Annotated in this window: 22 protein-coding genes; 8 read left to right on the forward strand and 14 right to left on the reverse strand. The window is 62.4% G+C overall.

The features are described from left to right. Positions 1-153 precede the first annotated feature (153 nt). Positions 154-1,698 carry a helicase HerA-like C-terminal domain-containing protein gene (locus NKJ80_RS03910; protein ID WP_352497108.1) on the forward strand — a complete coding sequence of 515 codons (1,545 nt, stop codon included), beginning with the start codon at positions 154-156 and terminating at the stop codon, positions 1,696-1,698. A gap of 70 nt (positions 1,699-1,768) precedes the next feature. Then, positions 1,769-2,638, forward strand: coding sequence for an aldose 1-epimerase (locus NKJ80_RS03915; protein ID WP_352497109.1), 870 nt, complete (start codon positions 1,769-1,771; stop codon positions 2,636-2,638). A gap of 4 nt (positions 2,639-2,642) precedes the next feature. On the opposite strand, the gene NKJ80_RS03920 is transcribed toward NKJ80_RS03915, so the two are convergent. The 9 genes from NKJ80_RS03920 to NKJ80_RS03960 form a co-directional block, all read right to left on the reverse strand. Continuing rightward, positions 2,643-3,119 (reverse strand): DUF4189 domain-containing protein, encoded by a 477-nt coding sequence (locus NKJ80_RS03920; protein ID WP_352497110.1) that lies wholly within the window; start codon positions 3,117-3,119, stop codon positions 2,643-2,645. Further along, entirely contained in the window at positions 3,116-3,811 is a 696-nt protein-coding gene (locus NKJ80_RS03925; RefSeq protein ID WP_023735546.1) for a hypothetical protein, read from the reverse strand. The genes NKJ80_RS03920 and NKJ80_RS03925 overlap by 4 nt, the downstream gene beginning before the upstream one ends. A 13-nt stretch (positions 3,812-3,824) precedes the next feature. After that, the gene (locus tag NKJ80_RS03930; RefSeq protein ID WP_352497111.1) at positions 3,825-4,400 is read right to left on the reverse strand and encodes an invasion associated locus B family protein; all 576 of its coding nucleotides are present in this window, start codon (positions 4,398-4,400) and stop codon (positions 3,825-3,827) included. A 9-nt stretch (positions 4,401-4,409) separates the two neighbouring features. Then, positions 4,410-8,987 (reverse strand): YadA-like family protein, encoded by a 4,578-nt coding sequence (locus NKJ80_RS03935; RefSeq protein ID WP_352497112.1) that lies wholly within the window; start codon positions 8,985-8,987, stop codon positions 4,410-4,412. 1 nt (position 8,988) lies between these two features. Beyond that, positions 8,989-9,408, reverse strand: a complete 420-nt coding sequence (locus NKJ80_RS03940) for a hypothetical protein (RefSeq protein ID WP_352497113.1) — start codon at positions 9,406-9,408, stop codon at positions 8,989-8,991. A 233-nt stretch (positions 9,409-9,641) separates the two neighbouring features. Beyond that, the gene (locus NKJ80_RS03945) at positions 9,642-10,577 is read right to left on the reverse strand and encodes a helix-turn-helix domain-containing protein (RefSeq protein WP_352497114.1); all 936 of its coding nucleotides are present in this window, start codon (positions 10,575-10,577) and stop codon (positions 9,642-9,644) included. Positions 10,578-11,386: 809 nt separating this feature from the next. Further along, positions 11,387-11,587, reverse strand: coding sequence for a hypothetical protein (locus tag NKJ80_RS03950; RefSeq protein ID WP_023684556.1), 201 nt, complete (start codon positions 11,585-11,587; stop codon positions 11,387-11,389). A 288-nt stretch (positions 11,588-11,875) separates the two neighbouring features. Continuing rightward, a complete protein-coding gene (locus NKJ80_RS03955) occupies positions 11,876-12,685 on the reverse strand; it encodes a L,D-transpeptidase (RefSeq protein WP_352497115.1) in 810 nt (269 codons plus the stop codon). A 175-nt stretch (positions 12,686-12,860) separates the two neighbouring features. After that, a complete protein-coding gene (locus NKJ80_RS03960) occupies positions 12,861-13,523 on the reverse strand; it encodes a haloacid dehalogenase type II (RefSeq protein WP_023673689.1) in 663 nt (220 codons plus the stop codon). 168 nt (positions 13,524-13,691) lie between these two features. On the opposite strand from NKJ80_RS03960, the gene NKJ80_RS03965 reads away from it, so the two are divergent. The 4 genes from NKJ80_RS03965 (at position 13,692) to NKJ80_RS03980 (ending at position 16,835) form a co-directional block, all read left to right on the forward strand. Continuing rightward, positions 13,692-14,570: a branched-chain amino acid aminotransferase gene (locus NKJ80_RS03965; RefSeq protein WP_023692793.1), complete on the forward strand. Its 879-nt coding sequence runs from the start codon at positions 13,692-13,694 to the stop codon at positions 14,568-14,570. Positions 14,571-14,675: 105 nt separating this feature from the next. Further along, on the forward strand, positions 14,676-15,278 hold the full coding sequence (locus tag NKJ80_RS03970; protein ID WP_352497116.1) for a superoxide dismutase: 603 nt from the start codon (positions 14,676-14,678) through the stop codon (positions 15,276-15,278). Positions 15,279-15,437: 159 nt separating this feature from the next. After that, positions 15,438-15,875 carry a c-type cytochrome gene (locus tag NKJ80_RS03975; protein WP_023684552.1) on the forward strand — a complete coding sequence of 146 codons (438 nt, stop codon included), beginning with the start codon at positions 15,438-15,440 and terminating at the stop codon, positions 15,873-15,875. A 9-nt stretch (positions 15,876-15,884) separates the two neighbouring features. Beyond that, positions 15,885-16,835, forward strand: coding sequence for a cytochrome c (locus tag NKJ80_RS03980; protein ID WP_352497117.1), 951 nt, complete (start codon positions 15,885-15,887; stop codon positions 16,833-16,835). Positions 16,836-16,855: 20 nt separating this feature from the next. On the opposite strand, the gene NKJ80_RS03985 is transcribed toward NKJ80_RS03980, so the two are convergent. The 3 genes from NKJ80_RS03985 to NKJ80_RS03995 form a co-directional block, all read right to left on the reverse strand. Then, the gene (locus NKJ80_RS03985) at positions 16,856-17,245 is read right to left on the reverse strand and encodes an SET domain-containing protein (protein WP_023673684.1); all 390 of its coding nucleotides are present in this window, start codon (positions 17,243-17,245) and stop codon (positions 16,856-16,858) included. Positions 17,246-17,391: 146 nt separating this feature from the next. Continuing rightward, positions 17,392-18,018, reverse strand: coding sequence for a LysE family translocator (locus NKJ80_RS03990; protein WP_023692796.1), 627 nt, complete (start codon positions 18,016-18,018; stop codon positions 17,392-17,394). Further along, positions 18,015-20,162 (reverse strand): S9 family peptidase, encoded by a 2,148-nt coding sequence (locus tag NKJ80_RS03995; protein ID WP_023692797.1) that lies wholly within the window; start codon positions 20,160-20,162, stop codon positions 18,015-18,017. The genes NKJ80_RS03990 and NKJ80_RS03995 overlap by 4 nt, the downstream gene beginning before the upstream one ends. 114 nt (positions 20,163-20,276) lie before the next feature. Between NKJ80_RS03995 and NKJ80_RS04000 the strand changes: the two genes are divergently transcribed. Beyond that, complete coding sequence (locus tag NKJ80_RS04000; protein WP_023684548.1) at positions 20,277-20,651, forward strand: SH3 domain-containing protein; 375 nt, start codon at positions 20,277-20,279, stop codon at positions 20,649-20,651. A 412-nt stretch (positions 20,652-21,063) separates the two neighbouring features. After that, entirely contained in the window at positions 21,064-21,489 is a 426-nt protein-coding gene (locus NKJ80_RS04005) for a Ros/MucR family transcriptional regulator (protein ID WP_023673680.1), read from the forward strand. Positions 21,490-21,615: 126 nt separating this feature from the next. Here NKJ80_RS04005 and NKJ80_RS04010 read toward each other — a convergent pair whose 3' ends face one another. Together NKJ80_RS04010 and NKJ80_RS04015 are read right to left on the reverse strand one after the other, a co-directional pair. Beyond that, on the reverse strand, positions 21,616-22,044 hold the full coding sequence (locus NKJ80_RS04010) for a SufE family protein (protein WP_023684547.1): 429 nt from the start codon (positions 22,042-22,044) through the stop codon (positions 21,616-21,618). Between the two features lie 116 nt (positions 22,045-22,160). Then, positions 22,161-22,529, reverse strand: a complete 369-nt coding sequence (locus tag NKJ80_RS04015) for a DUF5330 domain-containing protein (RefSeq protein ID WP_023684546.1) — start codon at positions 22,527-22,529, stop codon at positions 22,161-22,163. Positions 22,530-22,631: the final 102 nt, after the last annotated feature.

A 22,631-nucleotide genomic window follows, 5' to 3' on the forward strand; every position in this document is an offset into this window, starting at 1 on the left:
GGTTCAATTTAGACGATTGGCCCAATCTGGATGAATAGCCAACTGGATGGATAGCCCAATTGGAGAATAGCATTGTCGCTGCGCAATGGCCTGACTATACCCTGCGGCACGGCCACAGGCTTTTAACACATCAGTTTGCGGAGACATGGTCATATGGCTGACGACACCAGCATTTTCCTCGGCGCCAGCCGCAAGCCCGACGACAGCTATCAGCGCGCCGAACAGCTCTTGCTGCAATATGGGAACCGCCATGGCCTGATCACCGGCGCCACCGGCACCGGCAAGACAGTCAGCCTGCAGATCCTGGCCGAGGGGTTTTCCAATGCCGGCGTGCCTGTGTTCTGCGCCGATATCAAGGGCGACCTGTCCGGCATTGCCATGATGGGCAAGGCGCAGGATTTCCTGGTCAAGCGGGCCGAGCAGGTCAAGCTCGACCCTTACGACTTCCAGGAATTCCCGGTCATCTTCTGGGACCTGTTCGGCGAGCAGGGCCATCCGATCCGCGCCACCGTCTCGGAAATGGGGCCGCTGCTTTTGTCGCGGGTGATGAACCTCTCCGAAGCGCAGGAAGGCATCATGAACATCGCCTTCCGCATCGCCGATGAGGACGGCCTGCTGCTGCTCGACATGAAGGATCTGCAAGCACTGCTGGCCAACATCGCAGCGCGCGCCGACGAGATCAGTTCGCGCTACGGCAATGTCACCAAGCCGTCGGTCGGCGCAATCCAGCGCACGCTTCTGGTGCTGGAACAGCAGGGTGCGGCGCATTTCTTCGGCGAACCGGCCTTGCGCATTGCCGACATCATGCGCACCACTCGCGACGGTCGTGGCGCCATCAGCGTGCTTGCCGCCGACAGATTGATGATGAACCCCAGGCTCTACGCCACCTTCCTGCTCTGGCTGATGTCGGAGCTGTTCGAGGAATTGCCCGAGGACGGCGATCTCGAAAGGCCGAAGCTGGTGTTCTTCTTCGACGAGGCGCATCTGCTTTTCGACGAAGCGCCGAAGGTGCTGATCGACCGCGTCGAACAGGTGGTTCGCTTGATCCGCTCCAAGGGCGTCGGCGTTTATTTCGTTACGCAGAACCCCTTGGATATCCCTGAAAAGGTTCTCGCCCAGCTCGGCAACCGTGTGCAGCACGCGCTGCGCGCCTATACGCCGCGTGAGCAGCAGGCGGTCAAGACCGCCGCCGACACCTTCCGGCCCAATCCCGATTTCGACTGCGCCACCGCCATCACCCAGCTCGGCACCGGCGAGGCGCTGGTCTCGACGCTGGAGGTCAAGGGCGTGCCGTCCATGGTGCAGCGGACATTGATCCGGCCGCCGTCGTCCAGGCTTGGCCCGATCACGGCGGACGAGCGCCGCAAGCTGATCGACCAGAGCCCGGTCGCCGGCCAGTACGACCAGACCATCGACCGCGAATCGGCCTTCGAGATGCTGCAGAAGAAAGCCAAGGATGCGCAGGACGAGCAGGCGCAGCAGGCCGACAGCGGGCGCTCGCGCTGGACCATTCCGGGCTTCGGCAATGACGATCCGCCGCCGCAGCAATCCGGTGGCCGGCGCGTGCCGGCGCCGCGCCCGTCCAACCGCCAGACGGTGGCCGAAGCCGCGATCAAAGCTGTCGTGCGTTCGGTCGGCTCGTCGGTCGGCCGCGCGATCGTGCGCGGGATTCTGGGCAGCCTGTCCAGGGGGCGGTGAAAAGTGTCAGCCAGCCCGCCTCGGACATGATCAGCGGCCAAAATATCGCTATTGACGGCGGTTGGTAGGGATGGCCGGCCTCCTGGAACTGCGCGACGACAGCGCCCGTCTGGTCCTGGCGCCGCAAAAGGGCGCGGCGATCGCCCGCTTCGACGCACTGGTCTGCGGCGCAACGGTGCCGCTGCTCCGCCCCGACGATGGCAACGGCGCCTCCGGCTGCCAGCTTCTGGTTCCCTGGTCGAACCGCATCTCAGGCGGCGGTTTCGCCTTCGACGGCCGCTTCCATGCGATCGAGCCGAACGTGCCGGGGGAGGCCTTTCCAATCCATGGCGACGGCTTCCAGAGGGAGTGGCGGATTGCCAGCCACAGCGCCACCGAGGCAGAACTGGTCCTCGACGCCGGTGAAATCGGCCCCTACCGATATACGGCGCGGGTCGCCTATGCGCTGCATGACGGGGCCTTGGATGCCACGCTCACGGTGGAGAATCGCACCGGCATTCGCCTGCCTTACGGGCTCGGCTTTCATCCGTGGTTCCCGCGCAGCGCCGGAACGACGCTCGAGGCGAAGGCGGCGCGGGTCTGGCTGGAGGACAAGCATCATCTGCCGGTCGGCGTGGCGCCGGTGGCCGATTACCCCGCGTGGAATTTCTCGAACGCCTCCCTGTTGCCGCGGAGCTGGGTCAACAACGCCTTCGACGGCTGGGACCGCCGCGCCAGGATCACCCGGCCCGAGGACAGGATCGCTATCTCGCTCACCGCCTCGCCATTGCTCGACGTCTTCATCCTCTATTCGCCGTCGCAGGATGCCGATTTCTTCTGCTTCGAGCCGGTGTCGCATACCGTCGATGCGCATCACGGCAAAGGGCTGACCCCGCTTGAGCACGGCGCTACGCTGAGTGCAAACATGCGCCTCGATTGGCGTTCCGCTGCTTCGCTCTGATGCGTCATGTGCACACCCACTCGCGGATCTTGCATTTTTGTCCGTTCCGCTCGCACGCCTGCAGTGTCAGGTCTTCGGCATCCCGGCGTGTTTGCGCCGTCTCGGCGCCCCAACTGGTCAGCCGCCCTTCCGGCTTCTCGCCTACGGCGAGGGCGCCGCAATGCTTGTAGGGAAAGCCGGTATTGTCGTCATCGTCCCAATGGCGATGATTGCGGAATACGCTGACCACGGCGCAGCTGCCGCCGCCGGCGTTCTGGCAATGCTTCAGCGCGATGTCCATCGCCTCCTGCCGCTTGTCGGCGCCCCAAAAGAAGCCGTGCTTCTCGTCGGGGCTCGAATAGGCGATCGCCGCCCAGATGCCTCTCTCCTCCTGGGCCGGCGGCTCGGGCACGTCCGCCGCCGGGGCTAGGTCCGCCGCGCCCAGCCGCCCGGCGCAAAGCAACAGCATGCCGACCGCCGCAATAGCGGAATTAATCCTCATTGTACGCCTCCTTGTTTTCCTGCTGCCGAGGCCACGGAAATGACGACGCAGCTGTTGCCGGTTGGCAGCAGCATCGCGTTGCCCCCTCCATTGGCCAGTTCATAGACGCTGATTTGTCCGAGATTGTTGGCGAGCTTGCTGTCTTTCGGAAGCAGGGCCGGAACATCGGCGCAATTGGCCGCGAATGGCGCCACCCTGACCATCGTACCTTCGCAAACGGATGCGGTGGGTGCCGCGAACACCAGACCTGCCGCCGGGCCGCTGTAGCCCTGTGTGGCGTAGTTCATGCCGACCAGGGCTTCCACGAGGTGTTTGTCGGGGGCCTCGTTGTTCCAGATCGACTGGACGCTGTACGTCGTGCCGGTTGTCAGCATCTGCCCAAGGGCCGGGAAAATGTTGGAACAAGACTGCAAGCCTGCCTCTTTGGCGTGTTGCAGAAATGGCGTCTCGGCCAGGGCCGGATTGGGCTGGTTGGTCTCCGCGACCGCCGGCTGCGGCAATAGATTGTGGAGCAGGTCGTAGCGCATGGCCGCGAAGCCGGCCGTGGCGACGACGGCAATGGCGAGCAACGAGAAGACCGCGGTCCTCGCGCGATTTCGTTGCGGTCTGCTCCGGTCTTCGATGCCGACCCGGACAGCATCCTTTCCCTGGTTGCGGGCCATTATCCGGTCATGGATCGATTGCTGGTTCATCGCGATTGCCTCGTCAATTGATCGCCGCAACGGCCGCGGCCAAGCCCTTGAGGGTCGCGGTTACGTTGATCGTTCTGCCATCCGTGGTCGGAAAGGAGATGACGGATGCCGCGGCCTTCGAAATCTGATCGCGCATGATCGGACCAACCGGCAGCATGCCGACGCAGACGGCCTGATTGCATCCGTCGAGTTGAATTTTTATCGGCTCCTTGCGCCCCTCGAACGTCAGCGAGACAGGAGCGTCGCTCTTGGCGATCGGCGGGGCGCGCAAGATCATGTAGGGGTTGCCTTCCTTGGTGGCGGCAAGCGACCAGCTGAACGCAACCTGTCCTGCCTGGTCCTCGATGATCTGGGTGACATTGCAGACCTTTTGGCGCGCCTTCAGGTTCTCGTCGCAGATCAGCGTCCAGTTCTCGAACGGACGGGTGGTCCGTTGATACTCGCCAAGCTTCGCATCCGCAGGGATCGCTACGTCGGAAGGTTTTACCCTGTAGCCGGAAGGGATCGCTTCCTGCCCGGCCGCTAACGGGCCGGACAGGAGCATTGACGTCATGGATATCGCGACAGCAAGGACTGCCTGCCTGATCATGGCCGGGCTCTAGTTCAGCGTAAGACTGACGCCCGCGCCGACACCCCAGTGTCCGCCTGCCGTCGTACCGGACAGGTTCGCTCGAACACGTCCTTCCTCGCTGGTGTAGCCGGCGCCGAAGGCCAGGGCGCCTTCACCGCGCCAATAGCCTCCGCCGGCGGCCACGCTCAGCTTGCCGGGACGATCGTCGTAGCGCAGCGAGCCGGCCGCCAAGCCGATTGCCGCAGCCTGGCGCGCCTCGCCCCTGACCTCTCCCATGTCCATGTTGAGCTGGCTGAGTTTGGAGTCCGCATACGCATTGGCTTGCTGCAGCGTGGTGGCCGCCACCTGGTTGGTGTAGTTCTTCGAATTGTCCAGGTTGAGTGCTAACCCGCTGTTGAACTGCTGAACATTGACGGCATCGGTGTTTGCAACGCCCGCCCCGACATTGTGGATGACGACCGGCGTGTTCGGGTCGCCGCCGGCAAGGGTAATCGAGTTGGACTTGTTGCCGTTCCCGTCCTTGTCGTACTGGACGGCGAACTGGTTGAGGTCGCCGACGCTACCCTGCATGGCTTCGACCGCCTGGTTGGTGGCGAAGAGCTGGCTGCCGTTGATGGCGTCGGTGGAGGTGCCGCTGATCCGGCCCGCCGCGACATTGGTGACGGTGCGCTCGTTGCCGACGGTGCCGACGCTGACCGTGCTCGTCGGAGCTGCTCCGGCGAAAGTATAGGCAACGCCGTTGATCGTGGTGCCGGTGGTGGCGACCGCCGCCGCCGTCGTCGAGCCCGCGCCGAGCGCGACGCTGCCCGGCTCGTTGGCCTTTGCGCCGGCGCCGAGCGCCACCGCCTGCGCTCCGTTGGTGGTCGCGTTGGTGCCGAGGGCGATACTGTCGGCCTGGTTGACGGTCGAGTTCTGGCCGATCGCAATGCCTCCCGGCGCCGTCTGCTGCACGATGGCGCCATTGCCGATGCCGATGCCATTGTCGCCATTGACGGTGGTGCGCGGACCGACCGCAACCGAATCGACGCCGACCGCGAGCGAGTCCGCTGCCGTCGAATTGGCGTGGAAATACAAGCTTCCCGTCACCGCGAACGAGCTCAGCGCGCCCTTCAACTGGCGAAGCGTGACCGCGTCCTGGTCCTGCGTGCCGTCGGCCACGTTGATGATCTGGCGATAGGAGGTGGAGGTGCCGACCGAGACGGCGCCGAGCAGGCTCATGTCCGCGGTGTTGTAGGGAATGAGGCCGGTGCCGGAGAGGATCGATCCCGATACGGGCGCGACCGCCCGGTCCGAAACCGAGCCGGCGCCGAGCGCCACGCCGCCGATGACGCTGGCCTGGGTGTCGCGGCCGAGCGCCAGCGCATTGTCGGCGCTCGCGGTCGCCTGGTAGCCGAGGGCGGACGAGCCGATCCCCTGCGCGAAAGAGTCGGCGACGGCGAGCGTCCGGTCGTTGGTGCGCACATAGCGGATGCCGTCGCCATTGGCGTCGGTGTAGGCCAGCGAGGTGTCGCCCGTAATATTGCTGATCGAATTGCCGAGATTGGTGATGTCAGCAGTATTGGCGGCAATGTCGGTGGTGTTCTGCGTCACCTGCTGGTTGGTCGCAAACAGCTGCGAGCCGTTGACCGCATCGGTCGAGGAGTTGCTCAACTGCCCGGCCGCGACGTTCTGGATCTGGCGTTCGGCGCCCACCGAGCCGACCGAGAATGCACCCGCGGGCGTCGCGCCGGCGAAGGTGTAGGCAACGCCGCCGATCGTGGTGCCGCCGACCGCCGTGGTCGCGGTCGACACCGCATTCGCGCCGATCGCCACGTCGCCGGCATTGTTGGCCACAGCATTCGGGCCGATGGCAACGGAATCCGTCCCCAGCGCCTGCGAATCCGCCAGCGTCGAATTGGCGTGGAAATACTTGATGCCGCCGCCCGTGCTGATGCTGTTGATCGTGTTGCCGAGATTGGTGATGTCGGCGGTGTTGGCGGCGATGTCGGTCGTATTCTGCGTCACCTGCTGGTTGGTGGCGAAGAGCTGCGAGCCGTTGATCGCGTCGGTCGACGAATTGCTGAGCCGGCCCGCCGCGACATTGGTGATGGTGCGTTCCGCGCCGACCGCGCCGACGCTGACGGTGCTTGCCGGCGTCGTGCCGGCGAAGTTGTAGGCGACGCCGCCGATCGTCGTGCCGGCGGTGCCGACCGCCGCGGCGGTTACCGAGCCCGAGCCGAGCGCCACGTCGCCGGCGTTGCTGGCGTTGGCGAGGGCGCCCAGCGCGATTGCATTCTGGGCGCCGGCATTCGCTCCTACGCCGAGAGCGGTCGCTTGAAAGGCGGTTGCAAACGCGTTCTGGCCGATCGCGGTGCTGGACGTGGCTGTGGCATTGGCGTTGGCACCGACGGCGGTGCTGTATTGGCCCGAGGCCTTGGAGATGTATCCCATCGCCGTTGCGTCAAGCGCCGATGCGACGGCGCCGCTGCCGAAGGCCGAGGCGTTGGCGTCGGAGGCGCTCGAATTGGTGCCGGCCGCGATGGCGTTTGTCCCCGTCGCGGTCGCGACTGGTCCGATAGCAACGGAGTCCGTGCCCGTTGCGGACGAGTCCGCCGCCGTCGAATTGGCGTGGAAATACTTGATGCCGCCACCGGTGCTGATGCTGTTGATCGTGTTGCCGAGATTGGTGATGTCGGCGGTGTTGGCGGCGATGGCCGTCGTGTTCTGCGTCACCTGCTGGTTGGTGGCGAAGAGCTGCGAGCCATTGATGGCGTCGGTCGACGAATTGCTGAGCCGGCCCGCCGCGACATTGGTGATGGTCCGCTCCGCGCCGAGCGCGCCGACGCTGACAGTGCTCGTCGGCGTCGTGCCGGCGAAGCTGTAGGCCGTGCTGCCGATCGTCGCGCCGCTGGTGCCGACCGCCGTCGCGGTCACCGAGCCCGAACCGAGCGCTACGTCGCCGGAGCTTGCCGTCGCCGTCGCGCCATTGCCCAGCGCGACATTGCCGGCAAGGCCGGCTGCACCCGCTGTCGAGCCATTGCCCAGCGCCACGGAGCCTTGCCCGACGGCCTTGTTGTTGTTGCCGATGGCAACCGCGCCTGCGGCCTGGTTTGCGGCTGTGGCGGTTGCCGTGCCGTCGCTATTGGCGATGTTGTTGGCGCCGCCGGTGAAGGCGCCGGTGCCGCTGGCATAGCTCGGATCGCCGATGGAGACCGCGCCGTTGCCAAAAGCTGTGTTGCCGGCGCCGATGGCGACGGCCTTGCCGCCCGTCGCCGTCGCATTCGTGCCAACTGCAACAGCGTCGGCGGAATTGGCGACCGCCGCATTACCGATCGCCACGGCGTTGGTGGCGCTGGCCTTGGAGCCGATGCCGAGCGCGGTGCTGGCAATCCCGCTGGCGGCGGCGCTGACACCGGCGGCAAGAGAATTGTCTCCCGTCGCATTCGCGCCGGACCCGAACGAGGAGGCGTTCGCGCCGCTGGCGACGGCGGTGTTGCCAATAGCGGTGCTGGCGGAGCCACTCGCAACCGAGGTAGCACCCATCGCCGTGGCGAAAGCCCCCGAAGAGAGCGAATTGGTGCCGATGGCGATGCTGTTGGGCAGCGCCGTGTTGGCCTGAACGCCCGCCTGCGCGCCCGTGCCGAATGCGATGGACTGGTTGCCCCATGCACTGGCTCCTCTACCCACCGCTGCGGCGTTCGTTCCCGTTGCTTTGGTCAGGACGCCAATGGCAAGGGCGTTTTGCTGATTTGCTGTGACATCCGTGCCAAGGGCGATGGCGCCTTGGGCCAAGGCCCCTGACCCCGCAACGGTGCGCGCTCCGATATTGATAGAGTTGATATCGGACGCCACCGACTGGAAGCCTATCGCGATGGCGTTTTGACTGCCTGCATTGGCGTTGGTACCTTGGGCAAGGGAATCGATCCCGCTCTGGGTTGCTTGATATCCAAGCGCCATACCGCGCAGGCCACTAGCACTGGACTGATAGCCCATGGCGTATGCGTATTGGGCGCTGGCTACCGATCCGTAGCCAGTGGCGAACGCATAATTGTTGCTGGCCGTGGCGCCGACACCGACCGCGGTGGAGTTCGCTCCCGAAGCGTGGGAGTTTGTGCCCAGTGCGCTGGCCCCGGCCGCAGTGGCGTCGGACTGAACGCCAATTGCTACCGTATTGATGTTGTTTGAAATCGCGCCGCCGCCGATCGCCACCGCGCCGCCGGTGCCTGTGGCCTGCGCATCCTGGCCGATTGCCACTGCGTATTGCGTTGACCCGACAGACCGGGTCCCGATCGCAACAGCATTGAGCTGAGAGGCCGTCGCGGCCGGGCCGATAGCGACTGAGCCACTGGCGGTCGCGGTGCCGCCGCCGGCGGCATACTGCGCGGACGCCGGGGTGGCGATGCTCCCGAATGCGATTGCACCCAGCGCCGCTGCCGCAATTCTGCCGCTGCCCAGCGTGCCAAGCCCCAGACATTTGCGTCGCATGCCGAGCACGCGGCACGCGTTGCGCAAGACCGCCATCAGGCGGCGGCGGACCGAGCGACTGTCGGCCGCGCCCGTGAGCCAGTTTCCAACAAATCCGGGAAGAAATGCGATCCTTATCCGCCCCTCGACGCGTCTGGTCATGCTAGTTTTTCCTCGCAATTGCCGAGGCGCCCTGATGTGCCGCATCATTCGCCCCGGTGGCCAAAAAATCTTCGAAATTGCGCGTCTTCTCCCGCAACGAGAGACCGACCTTCGCGCCTTGTTTTTCAATCAGCTGATAGGCGCTCGCGACCCATGGCTGCGTCGGTTCTGGAACCGTATGCAGTGCAGCCTCCGTCCGTTCCGGCGGCAGGTTTACCGCCACCAGCGCGCGGCAGAGATCGAAATGAAATCCCGGATCGCCTTCACCACAAGCCGGAGAGGTCAGTCCAAGCACGAAACAGGCCAGGAGATGGTCGAGTTCCGCAGCGCTGATCCGGCTGGCGTATTGGCGTTGCAGTGCAGCCCAGGCCGCTTCGGCCTTAGGCGCGAAGACCTCGATTTCCGCGAATTGAATGTCCATGGGACAATCCGACATGCTGTATCATCTGGTTGCTCCCCCGCCCCAAATGACTTCCATCGCGACCATGAGCACATTCGCGGTGCAAGTATTTTGGAATAATCCGGAATCTTTGTAGGAAAATCCGGTATTTGGTCCCTGCGCGACAACTGTGACTGCTCTGCCACACAACCTTCGACTATACTGAAGATCAATCGAGGTATCGCCGCGGACAATCATGCGCGCCGCAACAGTCGTTAACGTTGCAGCTTCACCTGCCTGGGGGTTCTGTTCCGGTATCTGGACATGGTGACTGTCAAGTGGCTCTGGTCCGAGAATCCACTGAGATGAGCGACTTCCGCAATCGACAGGTCGCTCTCGATGAGAAGTTTTTCGGCGAAATCGAGACGCAGCCGCAGCAGGTATTTGTGCGGCGGCTCGCCAAAGGTCTTGGTGAATGCCAGGATGAAATGGCTCGGCGAAAGGCCACAGAGTGCGGCCAACTCGGCCACCGCGATCTTGCTGGAAAAATTTACCTCCAGGAATTCGCGCACCCGCCGGGCGCTGCGGTTCGACAGACCGCCCTTTGGGGCTTGTGGCAACTTTCGCGCTCCTGCGTAGTTCCGAAGCAAATGGACGCCGAACATGGTGACCAACGAATCGACATAGAACTCGTTTGGAGTTTCCCGATCCGTCAGTTCCGCCTTCAGCAACTGCGCGAGTTGCAGCGCCTGGAAGTCGACGGTCCCGAACGGCGGCGATTGAAGCTCGGCATGGCCGGTGTCGAATTCACGCATTGCCAGCTCGAAGAGACTCTCGGGGGTGAGCGCCACGATTGCGCTTTCCGTGGTGGATGATCGGGTCACCTTGCCGCCGAGGTCGGCTGGGACGATCATGATCATGCCGACGTCGCCGTCGTATTCGTGGACTTTGTCGCTGCCCAGCGATGCCGCAATCCCTGGTGAGGGTGCAAGCAGAACCGAAGCGAAATGTTCCGCCGCTTTGAATGTGTGTGATCCCGGCCCATGAACGACATGAGCCGCGCCGCCTCGAAACGTGACCAGGTAGCGCCCCGCGCTTTCCGGAATTCCGTCGAAGATGCGACGATCCGCGCGCCGCCGCTCTGTCCCGGCGCTTTCCTGGACGTTGCCTCTATGTTGCATCTTCGTCTCTGCCACTGCTGCGCCGATCAATCCAATCCTGTGCTGTATCGAGGCGCCCAGAATTCACGTTTGCTCCTGGGCGTCCCTTCGAATCCTACAGATGCTGCTTTATATTGCAAAGAAGAATTTGAGCTCAAATGAAAATTTTACCAGGATTTTGACTATAAACTTACAGGTTTGAATTATTAGCCAAGGCTACCTGACTATTTTCCGATCTTATCTTACCATTTTGCCTAGTTATTGTGCATAGTGTGCCGTCGCAATCCAGCGTTGTATTCCGAATATAGATCGCGCGGCCATTGACAGAGCTGGTCGACTATCTGTCATTGCCACGGACGATCCGGCAGCAGTTATCGCCCGAATCATGGCTTCTTTCCCTTGTGCTTCTTCATGGCGGTGGCCAAATGGCCTTGATCCGAAAATCCCGCGAGGTAGGCGACTTCGGCGATGGCGACCCTCCGGGAGCGATCCAGGGCTGCGGACAGAGCATATCCCGCTCCCCCGCATGGTTGCTCTTCTGGGATTGGCATTTTCGGGGATTATGTCCGAGGGCGTGCCGATCGACCCGATCGGCGCCTGCGCTGCGTTCCTGAACCTCGCCCGCATTTTTCATTCAGCCTTGCCTCAGCCGCTTTGCCAGCCCATCGAAATTCCGTGCCGTGCAAACAGCCAACCCGGAAATCCGGACGGTAATTTGTATCCCCCATAGTCCTGCCCAAAGGCAGCGTAGCGCATCCCGCGGATAGAAAAAACATTGTAAGTGAAGAAAAAAGTTCGCGCGAGAAAAACATGGCCTGGCTTGGCCGGCGCTACGGAATTATCCGGCTCACGCAGGCCTGCTAAAGATCGCCTCGGCGTTTCTCGTACAGATCCCAGGACAGCTCGACCATGGCCAGAAGAACGTCTTCCTGGCTCCACCCGGCGGCAACCGCCGCCTCGACAATTCCGCGGACGAGCGGCAGCAATTGGCGCTCGCATTCGGCCGACAAGTTGGCCTCGGCGCCGTCGGCAGGCGGACTATCGAAATCAAATCCCACCATCGGCGTTCCCCCGCCATCAATGATCTAATGAAATGTATGTCTCTGCAATCATACTCCCGTCTAATATACATCAATCGGTAACGAAACACAGCAGCGTCGAGATTGACAGGGCATGGCCGCCCCGATTGCAGCGGCTCCATGGTTCGTCTGGACGTCTTTTTTGGCCTCCTGTTGCCGGCATTGCACATCTTGGATGCGAACCCCAGGCATTCGCGTAAAGCTATCGGGATCCTGGCGAGCTTTGCCGCATGGAGCGGAACCTGCGCTTCATGGCATCGATGAAGTCGATCAGGTCACCGGGCCGAGCAGGACCGAGCCATCCGGCACCCCGCCATCGATCGGGATGGCTCTGCGGTTTGCGCTCGCCGCCATCGGCTGGCCGATGTCGGACGTCACGATGACCGGGCTCTTCGACGGCACGCGGTCGTAGAGGTCGATGATGTCCTGATTTATCAGGCGCACGCAGCCTGACGAGACGGATTTGCCGATCGAGTTCCATTCCGGCGAGCCATGCAGGCGGTAGAGCGTGTCGACGTTGTCGTGGAACAGGTAGAGCGCGCGGGCGCCGAGCGGGTTCTTGAGGCCGCCGGGCATGCCGCCGTTCTTGGCGCTGTATTCTTCCAGTTCAGGCTGGCGGGCAACCATCTCATCGGGCGGCGTCCATTTCGGCCATTTCTGCTTCCACTGGACGACGGCGTCTCCCGACCATTCGAAGCCGGCGCGGCCGAGGCCGACGCCGTAACGGATCGCCTGGCCGCCTTCGCGCACCAGATAGAGGAAATGGTTGGTCGTATCGACGATGATGGTGCCTGGCCGCTGGCCGGTCGGATCGGGAACGATCTGGCGCAGGAACTGCGGGTCCATCTTCTTGATCGGGATGGCCGGGAGCTCGAACCCGCTGTCGGAAATCGGGCCGTACATCGTCGCATAGTCGCCGAGCGGCGGCTCGTCATAGGTCGGCGGTGGCGGTTCGACCGGCGCCGGCGCCGGTCCGGTGGTGGTGCAGGCGGAGACCGCAATCGAAGCGGCGCCAAGGGCTGCAGCATTCAGAAAGCCGCGACGGCTCAGGCGATAGGGGGCGATTTCGGTCTTCAACATGGTTGCCTTTTTTAAGTCTCGAATCGCAAGAAAGCGTGAATGCCTTCAAGCGGCGCAGTGGTCGGCCTCCCCCAATGCCTGACGCGATAGGCGGTTCCGATTCTGGCCTGAGGGTGGACAAACAAAGGCGAAGCTGTGACCGCCCTGCCACTGTTGCTCGAAGGCAACAGAGTGATCAGCCGCCGGTCAGCAGGCCTTCAAGCGACGGCAGGATCAGCGCCGGCGGGAAATCCCGGTATTCCTCGGGCTGGTTGGCGCGGTTGATCCATACGGTGCGAAAGCCGAATTTGGTGGCGCCGGCGACGTCCCAGCGGTTGGACGACTGGAACGAGACGGCGCCCGGATAGAGTCGCCAGCCCGTCGCCACCATGTCGTAGGTCGACGGGTCGGTCTTGAAGCGCCTGACGGCGTCGACCGAAAAGATATCGTCCAGCACCTGGTCGAGGGCGGCCGACTTGACCGCCGCTTCCAGCATCTCGGGCGAGCCGTTGGACAGGATTGCGAGCTTGGCGCCGGATGCTTTCAGCGCCTTGAGCACGGCCGGCACTTCCGGATAGCAATCGAGCCGCCAATAGGCTTCGAGCAGCTTGGCCTTCAGTCCCTTGTCGGCGGAGGGAACCTTGAGCAGGGCGAAATCGAGCGCCTGTTCGGTGAGCTGCCAGAAATCGGCATAGCCGCCCATCAGCGTGCGCACCCAGGAATATTCCAGCTGCTTGGCGCGCCAGATTTCCGAAAGCAGCGGGCCGTCGGGGCCGATCTCGCCGTCATGACGGCGCACGGCTGCGTGCACGTCGAACAACGTGCCATAGGCGTCGAAAACGTAAGCCGCGTAATGCATGGCGACAGTTTTGAGGGCAGGCGGCGCAAGGTGCAAGCATCGATTGTGGTCTTGATCGCTTTCTTGGGGCGCTCTGGCCTCAACAAAAACCGCTCCATGCCGGTTGACGGCGCCGGTCAAAGCATCTTCCAATGCTTGGCACAGGCAGCTTTGAAGCGGAACCGAACAATGACACTGGTGACTGCGGCGCTATCGGCGACATGGACCTTCGTCGACGGCGACTGGTACGAAGGCAACGTCGCCATTCTGGGTCCGCGCAGCCACGCCATGTGGCTCGGCACCAGCGTCTTCGACGGCGCCCGCTGGTTCGAAGGCGTCGCCCCCGATCTCGAGCTGCATGCCGCCAGGGTGAACGCATCGGCGACCGCGCTCGGCCTCGCGCCGTCGATGAGCGCCGATGAGATTGTTGGACTGACCTGGGACGGGCTGAAGAAGTTCGACGGCAAGACAGCGGTCTACATCAGGCCGATGTACTGGGCCGAGCATGGCGGCTATATGGGCGTGCCGGCCGATCCGGCCTCGACCCGTTTCTGCCTCTGCCTTTACGAATCGCCGATGATCTCGCCGACCGGCTTTTCGATCACCGTGTCGCCGTTCCGGCGGCCGACCATCGAGACCATGCCGACCAATGCCAAGGCCGGCTGCCTCTATCCCAACAATGGCCGCGCCATTCTCGAAGCCAAGGGACGCGGCTTCGACAATGCGCTGGTGCTGGACATGCTGGGCAATGTCGCCGAGACCGGAACCTCGAACATCTTCCTGGTCAAGGACAGCCACGTGTTGACGCCGGCGCCCAACGGCACCTTCCTGTCCGGCATCACCCGCTCGCGCACCATGACGCTGCTTGGCGATTACGGCTTCAAGACCACGGAGAAGATGCTCTCGGTGCGCGACTTTCTTGAAGCCGACGAGATATTTTCGACCGGAAATCATTCCAAGGTCGTGCCGATCACCCGCATCGAGGACCGCGATCTGCAGCCCGGGCCGGTGGCCAAGAAAGCGCGCGACCTTTATTGGGAATGGGCGCATTCGACTTCCGCCGGTTGAGCCGCTAAAAGGCAATTGGCGCTTCATTCCGGAGTTGTTCCAGATCAATGCAGCCCTATCTTAATCCGGTATCCGCACCGGATTTTTCCATGAGGAGTATGACCGATGGCTTTTGAATTGCCCGCCTTGCCCTACGACTACGAGGCCTTGCAGCCTTACATGTCGAAGGAGACGCTGGAGTATCACCACGACAAGCACCACAAGGCTTATGTCGACAACGGCAACAAGCTGGCCGCCGAAGCGGGCCTTGGCGATCTGTCGGTCGAAGAGGTGGTCAAACAGTCGTTCGGCAAGAATGCCGGCCTCTTCAACAACGCAGCCCAGCACTACAACCACATCCATTTCTGGAAGTGGATGAAGAAGGGCGGCGGCGGCAACAAGCTTCCGGGCGCCCTGCAGAAGGCTTTCGACGCCGACCTCGGCGGCTACGACAAGTTCAAGGCCGACTTCATCGCCGCCGGCACCACGCAGTTCGGTTCGGGCTGGGCCTGGGTCTCGGTCAAGGACGGCAAGCTGGCGATATCCAAGACGCCGAACGGCGAGAACCCGCTCGTCCTTGGCGCATCGCCGATCCTCGGCGTCGATGTCTGGGAACATTCCTATTACATCGACTACCGCAACGCGCGGCCGAAATATCTCGAGGCCTTCGTCGACAGCCTCATCGACTGGGACCATGTCCTTGAAATGTACGAAGAGGCGAAAGCCTGATCGACCCAGAGAAGCCCCGGTACTCCGGGGCTTTTCTTTCTCAGCTGAAGCAGCAGGCACACAAAATTCGGCGGAATCCGGCCGGCGGACAGGGAATAATCCCGGCCCGCCCTCCGTTAACGGTAGGTCGCGACCCCTCATCATCCTGGAGCCAATTGAATGAGAAAGCTTGTTATCGCCATCTCTATGCTCAGCCTCGCCGCCTCGGCGGCTTTTGCCGACCCGATCCTCGACCGACAGGGACTGATGAAGGAACGAGGCAAGATCGTCGGCGGCCTGTCAAAAATCGCCAAGGGCGAGGCAGACTTCGATGCCGCCGCCGTGCTGACGGCGCTGCAGGCGCTGCAAGTCAATGCCGAGAAGTTCGATGTCGACACGCTGTTCCCGGCCGGCAGCGACAGCGGTGATACCACCGCCTCGCCCAAAATCTGGAAAGACATGGCGGGCTTCAAATCGACCGAAGACAAGTACCTCGCCGACGTCAAGGCCGCAGTCGCCGCCGCACCCGCCGATGTCGATGCGTTGAAGGCGCAGATCGATACGCTCGGCAGTGATTGCGGCACCTGCCACAAGACCTATCGGGTGAAGAAGAGCTGATCCCGGGCAATGCCCTTGTGGAAAAAATTTGTCGGCGCCGCCCTTGTCCTGGGTGTCGTCGGTGCCGGCGCCGGCTGGCTGTTGTCGGCGCCGGTCAAGCTCGACACTGACACCCTGGCGCAGCTCGGCCCCGGCGGCGCCGCCAGGGGCAAGCGCATTTTCAATGCCGGCGGCTGCACCTCCTGTCACGCCAAGCCAGGCTCGCAGGGTGACGCCCGTTTGCAACTGGTCGGCGGCCTCGAGCTCAAGACGCCGTTCGGCACCTTCGTGCCGCCCAACATCTCGCAGGATCCCAAGGACGGCATCGGCGCCTGGACGGTCGAGGACCTTGCCAACGCCATGCTGAAGGGCGTGTCGCCGTCGGGCGAGCATTTCTATCCGGCCTTTCCCTACGCGTCCTACGCCCGGATGAAGCCGGCTGATATTGCCGATCTCTATGCGTTCCTGAAGACGCTGCCGGCGGTCGCCGGCAAGGCGCCCGACAATTCCCTGACTTTCCCCTTCAACATCCGCCGCGGCCTCGGCCTGTGGAAGCGGCTCCATCTCAGCAAAGAGCCGGTGATTGCCTTTGCCGATGGCACGCCTGATCTGGTACTCGCCGGCCGCTATCTGGTCGAGGGGCCCGGCCATTGCGGCGAATGCCACACGCCGCGCGACATCACCGGCGGCACCAGGAAGAGCCAGTGGCTGGCTGGCGCGGCGGCCGCCGAAGGCAGCGGCATCGTGCCGAACATCACATCGGGCGAAGGCGGGCTCGGTGACTGGTCGGAAGCCGACATCGCCAACTATCTCGAAACCGGTTTTACCCCTGATTTCGATTCGGTCGGCGGCGCCATGGTCGACGTGCAGCGCAACATGGCCGAACTGCCGCCGGAAGATCGCGCGGCAATAGCCGCCTATCTCAAGGCGGTGCCGCCGCATCCCAACGGCTACCCGGTGCGCAGCAAGCCGGCCAAGTGATCCCGGCCACAGGTGGCGATCTACAGGTGGCGATCGCCGAGGAAGTCGAAGCCCGTCTCGAAGAAATGGCTGTAATTGCAGGTCAGTTCCTCGCCGGGTGCGATGTCGCGCAAGGCATAGGTTTCCTCGGGCGAGGAGACGTCGCAATTCGGTTCGTCGTCATGGTTCATGTAGCGGGCGTCGTCGGCTTCGAAGACGATGTAGTTCGGATCCCGGCGGTCTGGATAGGAATAACGGTCGAGATAGTTCTTCACCGGGCCGCTCTCGCCTTCATAGGTCTCGACGTCGATGATCCGGTCGAATCTGGGGTCGAGCTTCCAGACCAGCGTGCCCTTGGCAATGTGGTTCCTGGCGAAAACCCCGATGCCCTGGATCGGTGATTTCTCGAGATAGGTGTCGACGAGCAACATAGTGGCCCCTTTGCGTATGTCATGGTCTGGAAGGTGGCGCGCATTGGGTAGCGCGCAGCCATTGCAAATGCGAGTGAAAATGAGCAGCCTGGAATTCAAAAAGTGACGATCGGCGCGCCTCGACGGGCGCGCCTTTCGCATCGACATCAGCGCTGCTGCAAGGCCAGACGGACGCCTAACGCGCAGTAGATGCCGCCAACCACCTTGCCTTGCCATTTCACCACCGACGGATTGCGGCGCAGGAACGTGCCGAGCCGGCCCGCACTCACGGCAAAGACGACTGTGCTGAAAAGGCCGAGCAGAACAAAGATTATGCCCAGCGTCATCAGCTGGAGCATCACCGATCCGTTTTCAGGCCGCACGAACTGGGGCAGGAAGGCGAGGAAGAAAAGCGCCGTCTTTGGATTAAGCACTTCGGTCAGGACAGCTTGACGAAACGCCTTGCTGGCGGAGATCGCGAGTGCGCCGGCAGTAGGGTCGGCCGGTATTCTCTCGATGATTGCGCGGATGCCGAGGTAAACGAGATACGCCGCGCCGATGTATTTTACGACGCTGAACAGCGTTGCCGAAGTGGCGATGATCGCCGAAATGCCGACCATCGCCATGATGGTATGGAACACATCGCCAGCCGCGACGCCCGCGCCCGTCGCGACGCCAACCCTGGTTCCGGAACTCGTCGCTCGCGCGACCGTCAAAAGCGTGGCTGGGCCTGGAATAAACACAAAGCCAAGCACAACCGCTATGTAAGCCGTCAAGGTGGATAGATCGATCATTGCGACGCCTCCGTTGCATTCTCAGCCTTGCCCGTAACCTCGGGTTCGGGCTTGGCCGTAACCTTGAGCGCGAAGGAGTAGGTATAGGCGATCTCCTCCAGCCTTGAAAAGCGGCCGGAGGCGCCGGCATGGCCGGAATCCATGTTGATCTTGAACAGCACCGGATTGTCGCCGCTCTTGCGCTCGCGCAGCCGCGCCACCCATTTGGCCGGCTCCCAATAGGTGACGCGCGGATCGGTGAGGCCGGCCAGCGCCAGGATCGGCGGGTAGTCGTGATCAGCGACATTGTCATAAGGCGAGTAGGCGGCGATCGTTTGATAATCTTCCGCCGACGCGATCGGGTTGCCCCATTCCGGCCACTCCGGCGGCGTCAGCGGCAAGCTTGCGTCGAGCATCGTGGTCAGCACGTCGACAAAGGGAACCTCGGCAACGATGGCGCCGAAACTATGCGGTGCCATGTTGGCGATCGCACCCATCAGCATGCCGCCGGCCGAGCCGCCTTGCGCGACGATGCGGTCGTGTTGGGTGTAACGCTCGGCGACGAGATGCTGCGCGACGGCGATGAAATCGGTGAACGTGTTCATCTTGTGCGCCCGCTTGCCGTCGTCATACCAGCCATAGCCCTTGTCCTTGCCGCCGCGGACATGGGCGATGGCAAAGACAAAGCCACGGTCGACCAGCGAGAACCAGTTGGTGTTGAACGCCGCCGGGATGGCAATGCCGTAAGAGCCGTAGCCGTAAAGCAGGCACGGTGCGGAGCCATCGAGCGGCGTGTCGCGGTGATGCAGGAGCGAGACCGGCACCAGTTCGCCATCGGCGGCCGGCGCCATCAGCCGGCGCGTGACATAATGATCCGGATTGTGACCGGACGGCACTTCCTGGGTCTTCAGCAGCACACGCTCGCGGCTGCGCATATTGTAGTCGAAGACCTGCGCCGGGGTCGTCATCGACGAATAGGTGAAGCGCATGATCTCGGTGTCGTATTCATAGGACCCCGACAGGCCGAGCGAGAACGCCTCTTCGTCGAACGAGATCAGATGCTCCTCGCCGCTGCGGCGATCGCGCACGACGATGCGCGGCAGCCCTTCCTTGCGTTCGAGCCTGACCATATGATCCCTGAAGCCGACCACCGACAGGATCAGCCGGCCTGGCTCGTGCGCCACCAGCTCTTCCCAATTGGCGCGAACCGGGTCATTAGCCGGCGCCGTCATGATCTTGAAGTCCTTGGCGCCGTCGGCATTGGTGAGGACGAAGAAGATGTCGCCGCCTTCTTCCAGATCATATTGCAGGCCAGTCTCGCGCTTTGCCACCAGCTTTGGCTCGGCGAAAGGCTCATCGGCGCGCATCAGGTGATATTCCGAGGTTTCGTGATCGTTGATCCCGATCATGATCCATTCGTTGGAGCGCGTGCCGCCGACATCCATGAAGAAGCCGGGATCGGTTTCCTCATAAATCAGCCGGTCATTAAGGGGGCTGCCGCCGAGCGCGTGGTACAGCACCTTGGACGGGCGATGATTGTCGTCGAGCCTTGTGTAGAAGAAGCCGTCATCGGCGGCATTCCAGACGCCGCCACCACTGGTGGCCTCGATCTGGTCGCTCAGTTCCTTGCCGCTGGTGAGATCGCGCACGCGAAGTGTGAAGAATTCAGAGCCCTTGTCGTCGAACGCCCACAACAGCTTGCGGTGATCGGCCGAATGGTCGACGCCGCCGAGGCGGAAATAGGGCTTGCCCTCGGCTTCCGCGTCGCCATCGAGCAGGATCTGCTCATCGCCGCCATCGCGCGGCATGCGGAAATAGCGGGGCTGTTCGCCGCCAAGCTTGAAGGATGAGCCGTAAGCATAGGGGCCATCCTTCATCGGCACCGTCGAATCATCTTCCTTGATGCGCCCCTTCATCTCGCCGAACAGCTGCTTCCGAAGCTCTAGCGTATCGGCCATAAGCACTGCTTGATAGGCGTTTTCGGCTTCGAGATGGGCGCGGATGCGGCCCTCAAGCAGGGAAGGGTCCCTGAACATCGCCTGCCAGTTCTCGGCCCTCAGCCAGGCATAGTCATCTGTGCGGGTAATGCCGTGATGCGTGTCGAAGACGGGGTGTTTCTCGGGGCTCGGCGGGCTGGCGGTCGGAAAAGCTGAGGTCTTGGTCATTGCGTCTCACTGAAGAAATTACTTGAATGGCAAATGAACACGCCGATCAGCGCGGGTTCAAGGGCCGGGATGTATTGGTTGCGGCGGGCTCGGGAGATGAGCCAAAAGGAGAGGATGATGAATTTCCATATCAACACCGCTGCGGCTCTCGCCGTCGTCGCTTCGACCGTTCTGGCTTTCACCGGCCAGTCTCATGCAACCGCGTTCGCCGCTTGGCAAGTGGCTGGCGTGCCGTTCGGCGACACGCTCAACGTTCGCAAATATCCGTCCGGCACCTCGCAGAAGCAGGCCGCCTATCCCAACGGGACGATCCTGCAGATGACCGGCAAGTGCACCAGCGGCTTGAATCTTCTGGAGATCGCCGGCCAGCCGCACTGGAAACAGAAACAGGCAATTCGCTATCAATGGTGTCAAGTTTGGCACGACCCGGCGCAAAATGGTGGTTTTGTTAGTGGCTGGGTCTATGGAAAATACCTCACGCCGTATTGAATCCGGTCAGACCGAAGATCTTCTTCGGCGTGTTTCGCCAACGCTTTGCAACTTGCGGTTTGGTACGAATCCGACAATCAGCCGCCCAAATCTTGAAGCATAGACCAAGCATCGCTGCCCACTTTATGAGTCCTTGCTGATTTAGCGACGGCGTGACCTTACGTCATGCTAGTCCTGGTCCGACCAGAAAATATCGCGAAGTTACAGAGTGCACGAAAGATTGAAGCTGAAGAGCGACTATTCGATGAATATCGTTGAATATAGCGCAAGATGCGAATTGACTTACTTTGTCTGGGGGCTCATTAAGATGCCCGGACGCGAATCCATGAAGCTCTTCCCGCGTGAAATTCGCGCCATGCCCGATCTTCCAAAAAGGGCGCAAACAGAAACATCCTTCGTTGGGGCCTAAACCATGGATATCGTCGAAACACCTTCCAGAAATAGCGATGCGCTGATCGAGCTGACCGCCGATGTGGTGGCAGCCTATGTCAGCAACAATCCCGTGCCGGTCGGCGAATTGCCGAACCTTATCGCTGATGTCCATGCCGCTCTCGGGCGCGTGGGCGGAGCAAGCGAACAGCCTCCGGCCGACAAGCAGAAGCCTGCGGTAAACCCGAAGCGCTCTGTTCATGACGATTACATCGTCTGCCTTGAAGATGGCAAGAAGTTCAAGTCGCTGAAGCGCCACCTGATGACCCATTACGGTCTGACGCCCGATGAATACCGCGAGAAGTGGAATCTCGACGCCAGCTATCCGATGGTTGCCCCCAACTATGCCGCTGCCCGTTCGCAGCTGGCCAAGAAGATGGGCCTCGGCCGCAAGCGCAAGGGGCGGTAACACCGGCTCCAATGGACAAGATCAACGGCGCCCCTTACGGCGCCGTTTTTGTTTCTAGAACAATTCCAGGAAAACTGCCGAGCGCTTTCCCTTGGAATTGCGTCGAAAGAAGAGAAGATAGAGCAATCAAGCAGTCTGCTTGAGAGCCATCTCGGCGTCGCGCTTGATGCGCTTGACCATCGAGCGCAGGCCATTGGCCCGCTGCGGCGACAGATGTTCGTCGAGGCCAAGCGACCTCAGCGTCGCCTCGGCGTCCGTTTCAAGGATCTGGCTGGCAGTCCGTCCCGAAAACAGCGCGAGCATGATGGCGACCAGACCGCGCACGATATGAGCGTCTGAATCGCCTGTGAAGGTGATGACCGGATCGGCGCCCGGCGCTCGGCTCGTGGTCAGCCAGACCTGGCTGACGCAGCCCGGCACCTTGTTGGCGGCGTTGCGTTCGGCGTCGGGAAATGGCGGCAGCGCTTCGCCGAGCTCGATGACATAGCGATAGCGGTCTTCCCACTCGTCGAGCAGGGAGAAGTCGTCGCGGATCGTCTGGATCGTCGTGGCCATTGCTCGGGATATAGTCATCCGCGGCTGCGGCGTCACGGAAAAAGAAGAAAAGCACCGCAGGCATCGAGAGGTCCGACCGGCCTGCGGTGTCGCTGTAGATACAGCTGAAACGGTGTTTAGTTCTTCGCCACCAGCTTGGCAGGTATGTTGACTGTCGCCGGCAGCACGATGTCCTTGGCGACGCTGCCGGTGGCCAGCGATGTATCGGGCGAGGTCTCGGCGCTCTTGTCGTCCAGCATGGCGGCGGCGATCTTGGCGGTTTCCTTGGCCCGGGCGCTGATCGTATGCATCGCCGACTTGCCGGTTTCGCAGACGTCCGGCTTACGCTCGCAAATGCCGGCGATGTCGCCGACCGCTTCGCGCGCCGCAAAAAGCGCCTGGAACGGCCCGACGCTCTCGCGGCCATCCTCGTCGGGGCCGACGGTCAGCGGCAGCGCCAGCAACACCAGCGAAAACCAGAACGCCATTCTTATCAAAAAGCCCATCGATCTGCCCTCTCGTCCAATGACCGGATCATGCGTCCATGCGCAATGACCTCTTTATATCAGCCACAATGGCACATGAGGCGCAAAGGACGGCTTTCCTGC

It is taken from the genome of Mesorhizobium sp. M0030, assembly GCF_040323695.1.
GTDB lineage: Bacteria > Pseudomonadota > Alphaproteobacteria > Rhizobiales > Rhizobiaceae > Mesorhizobium.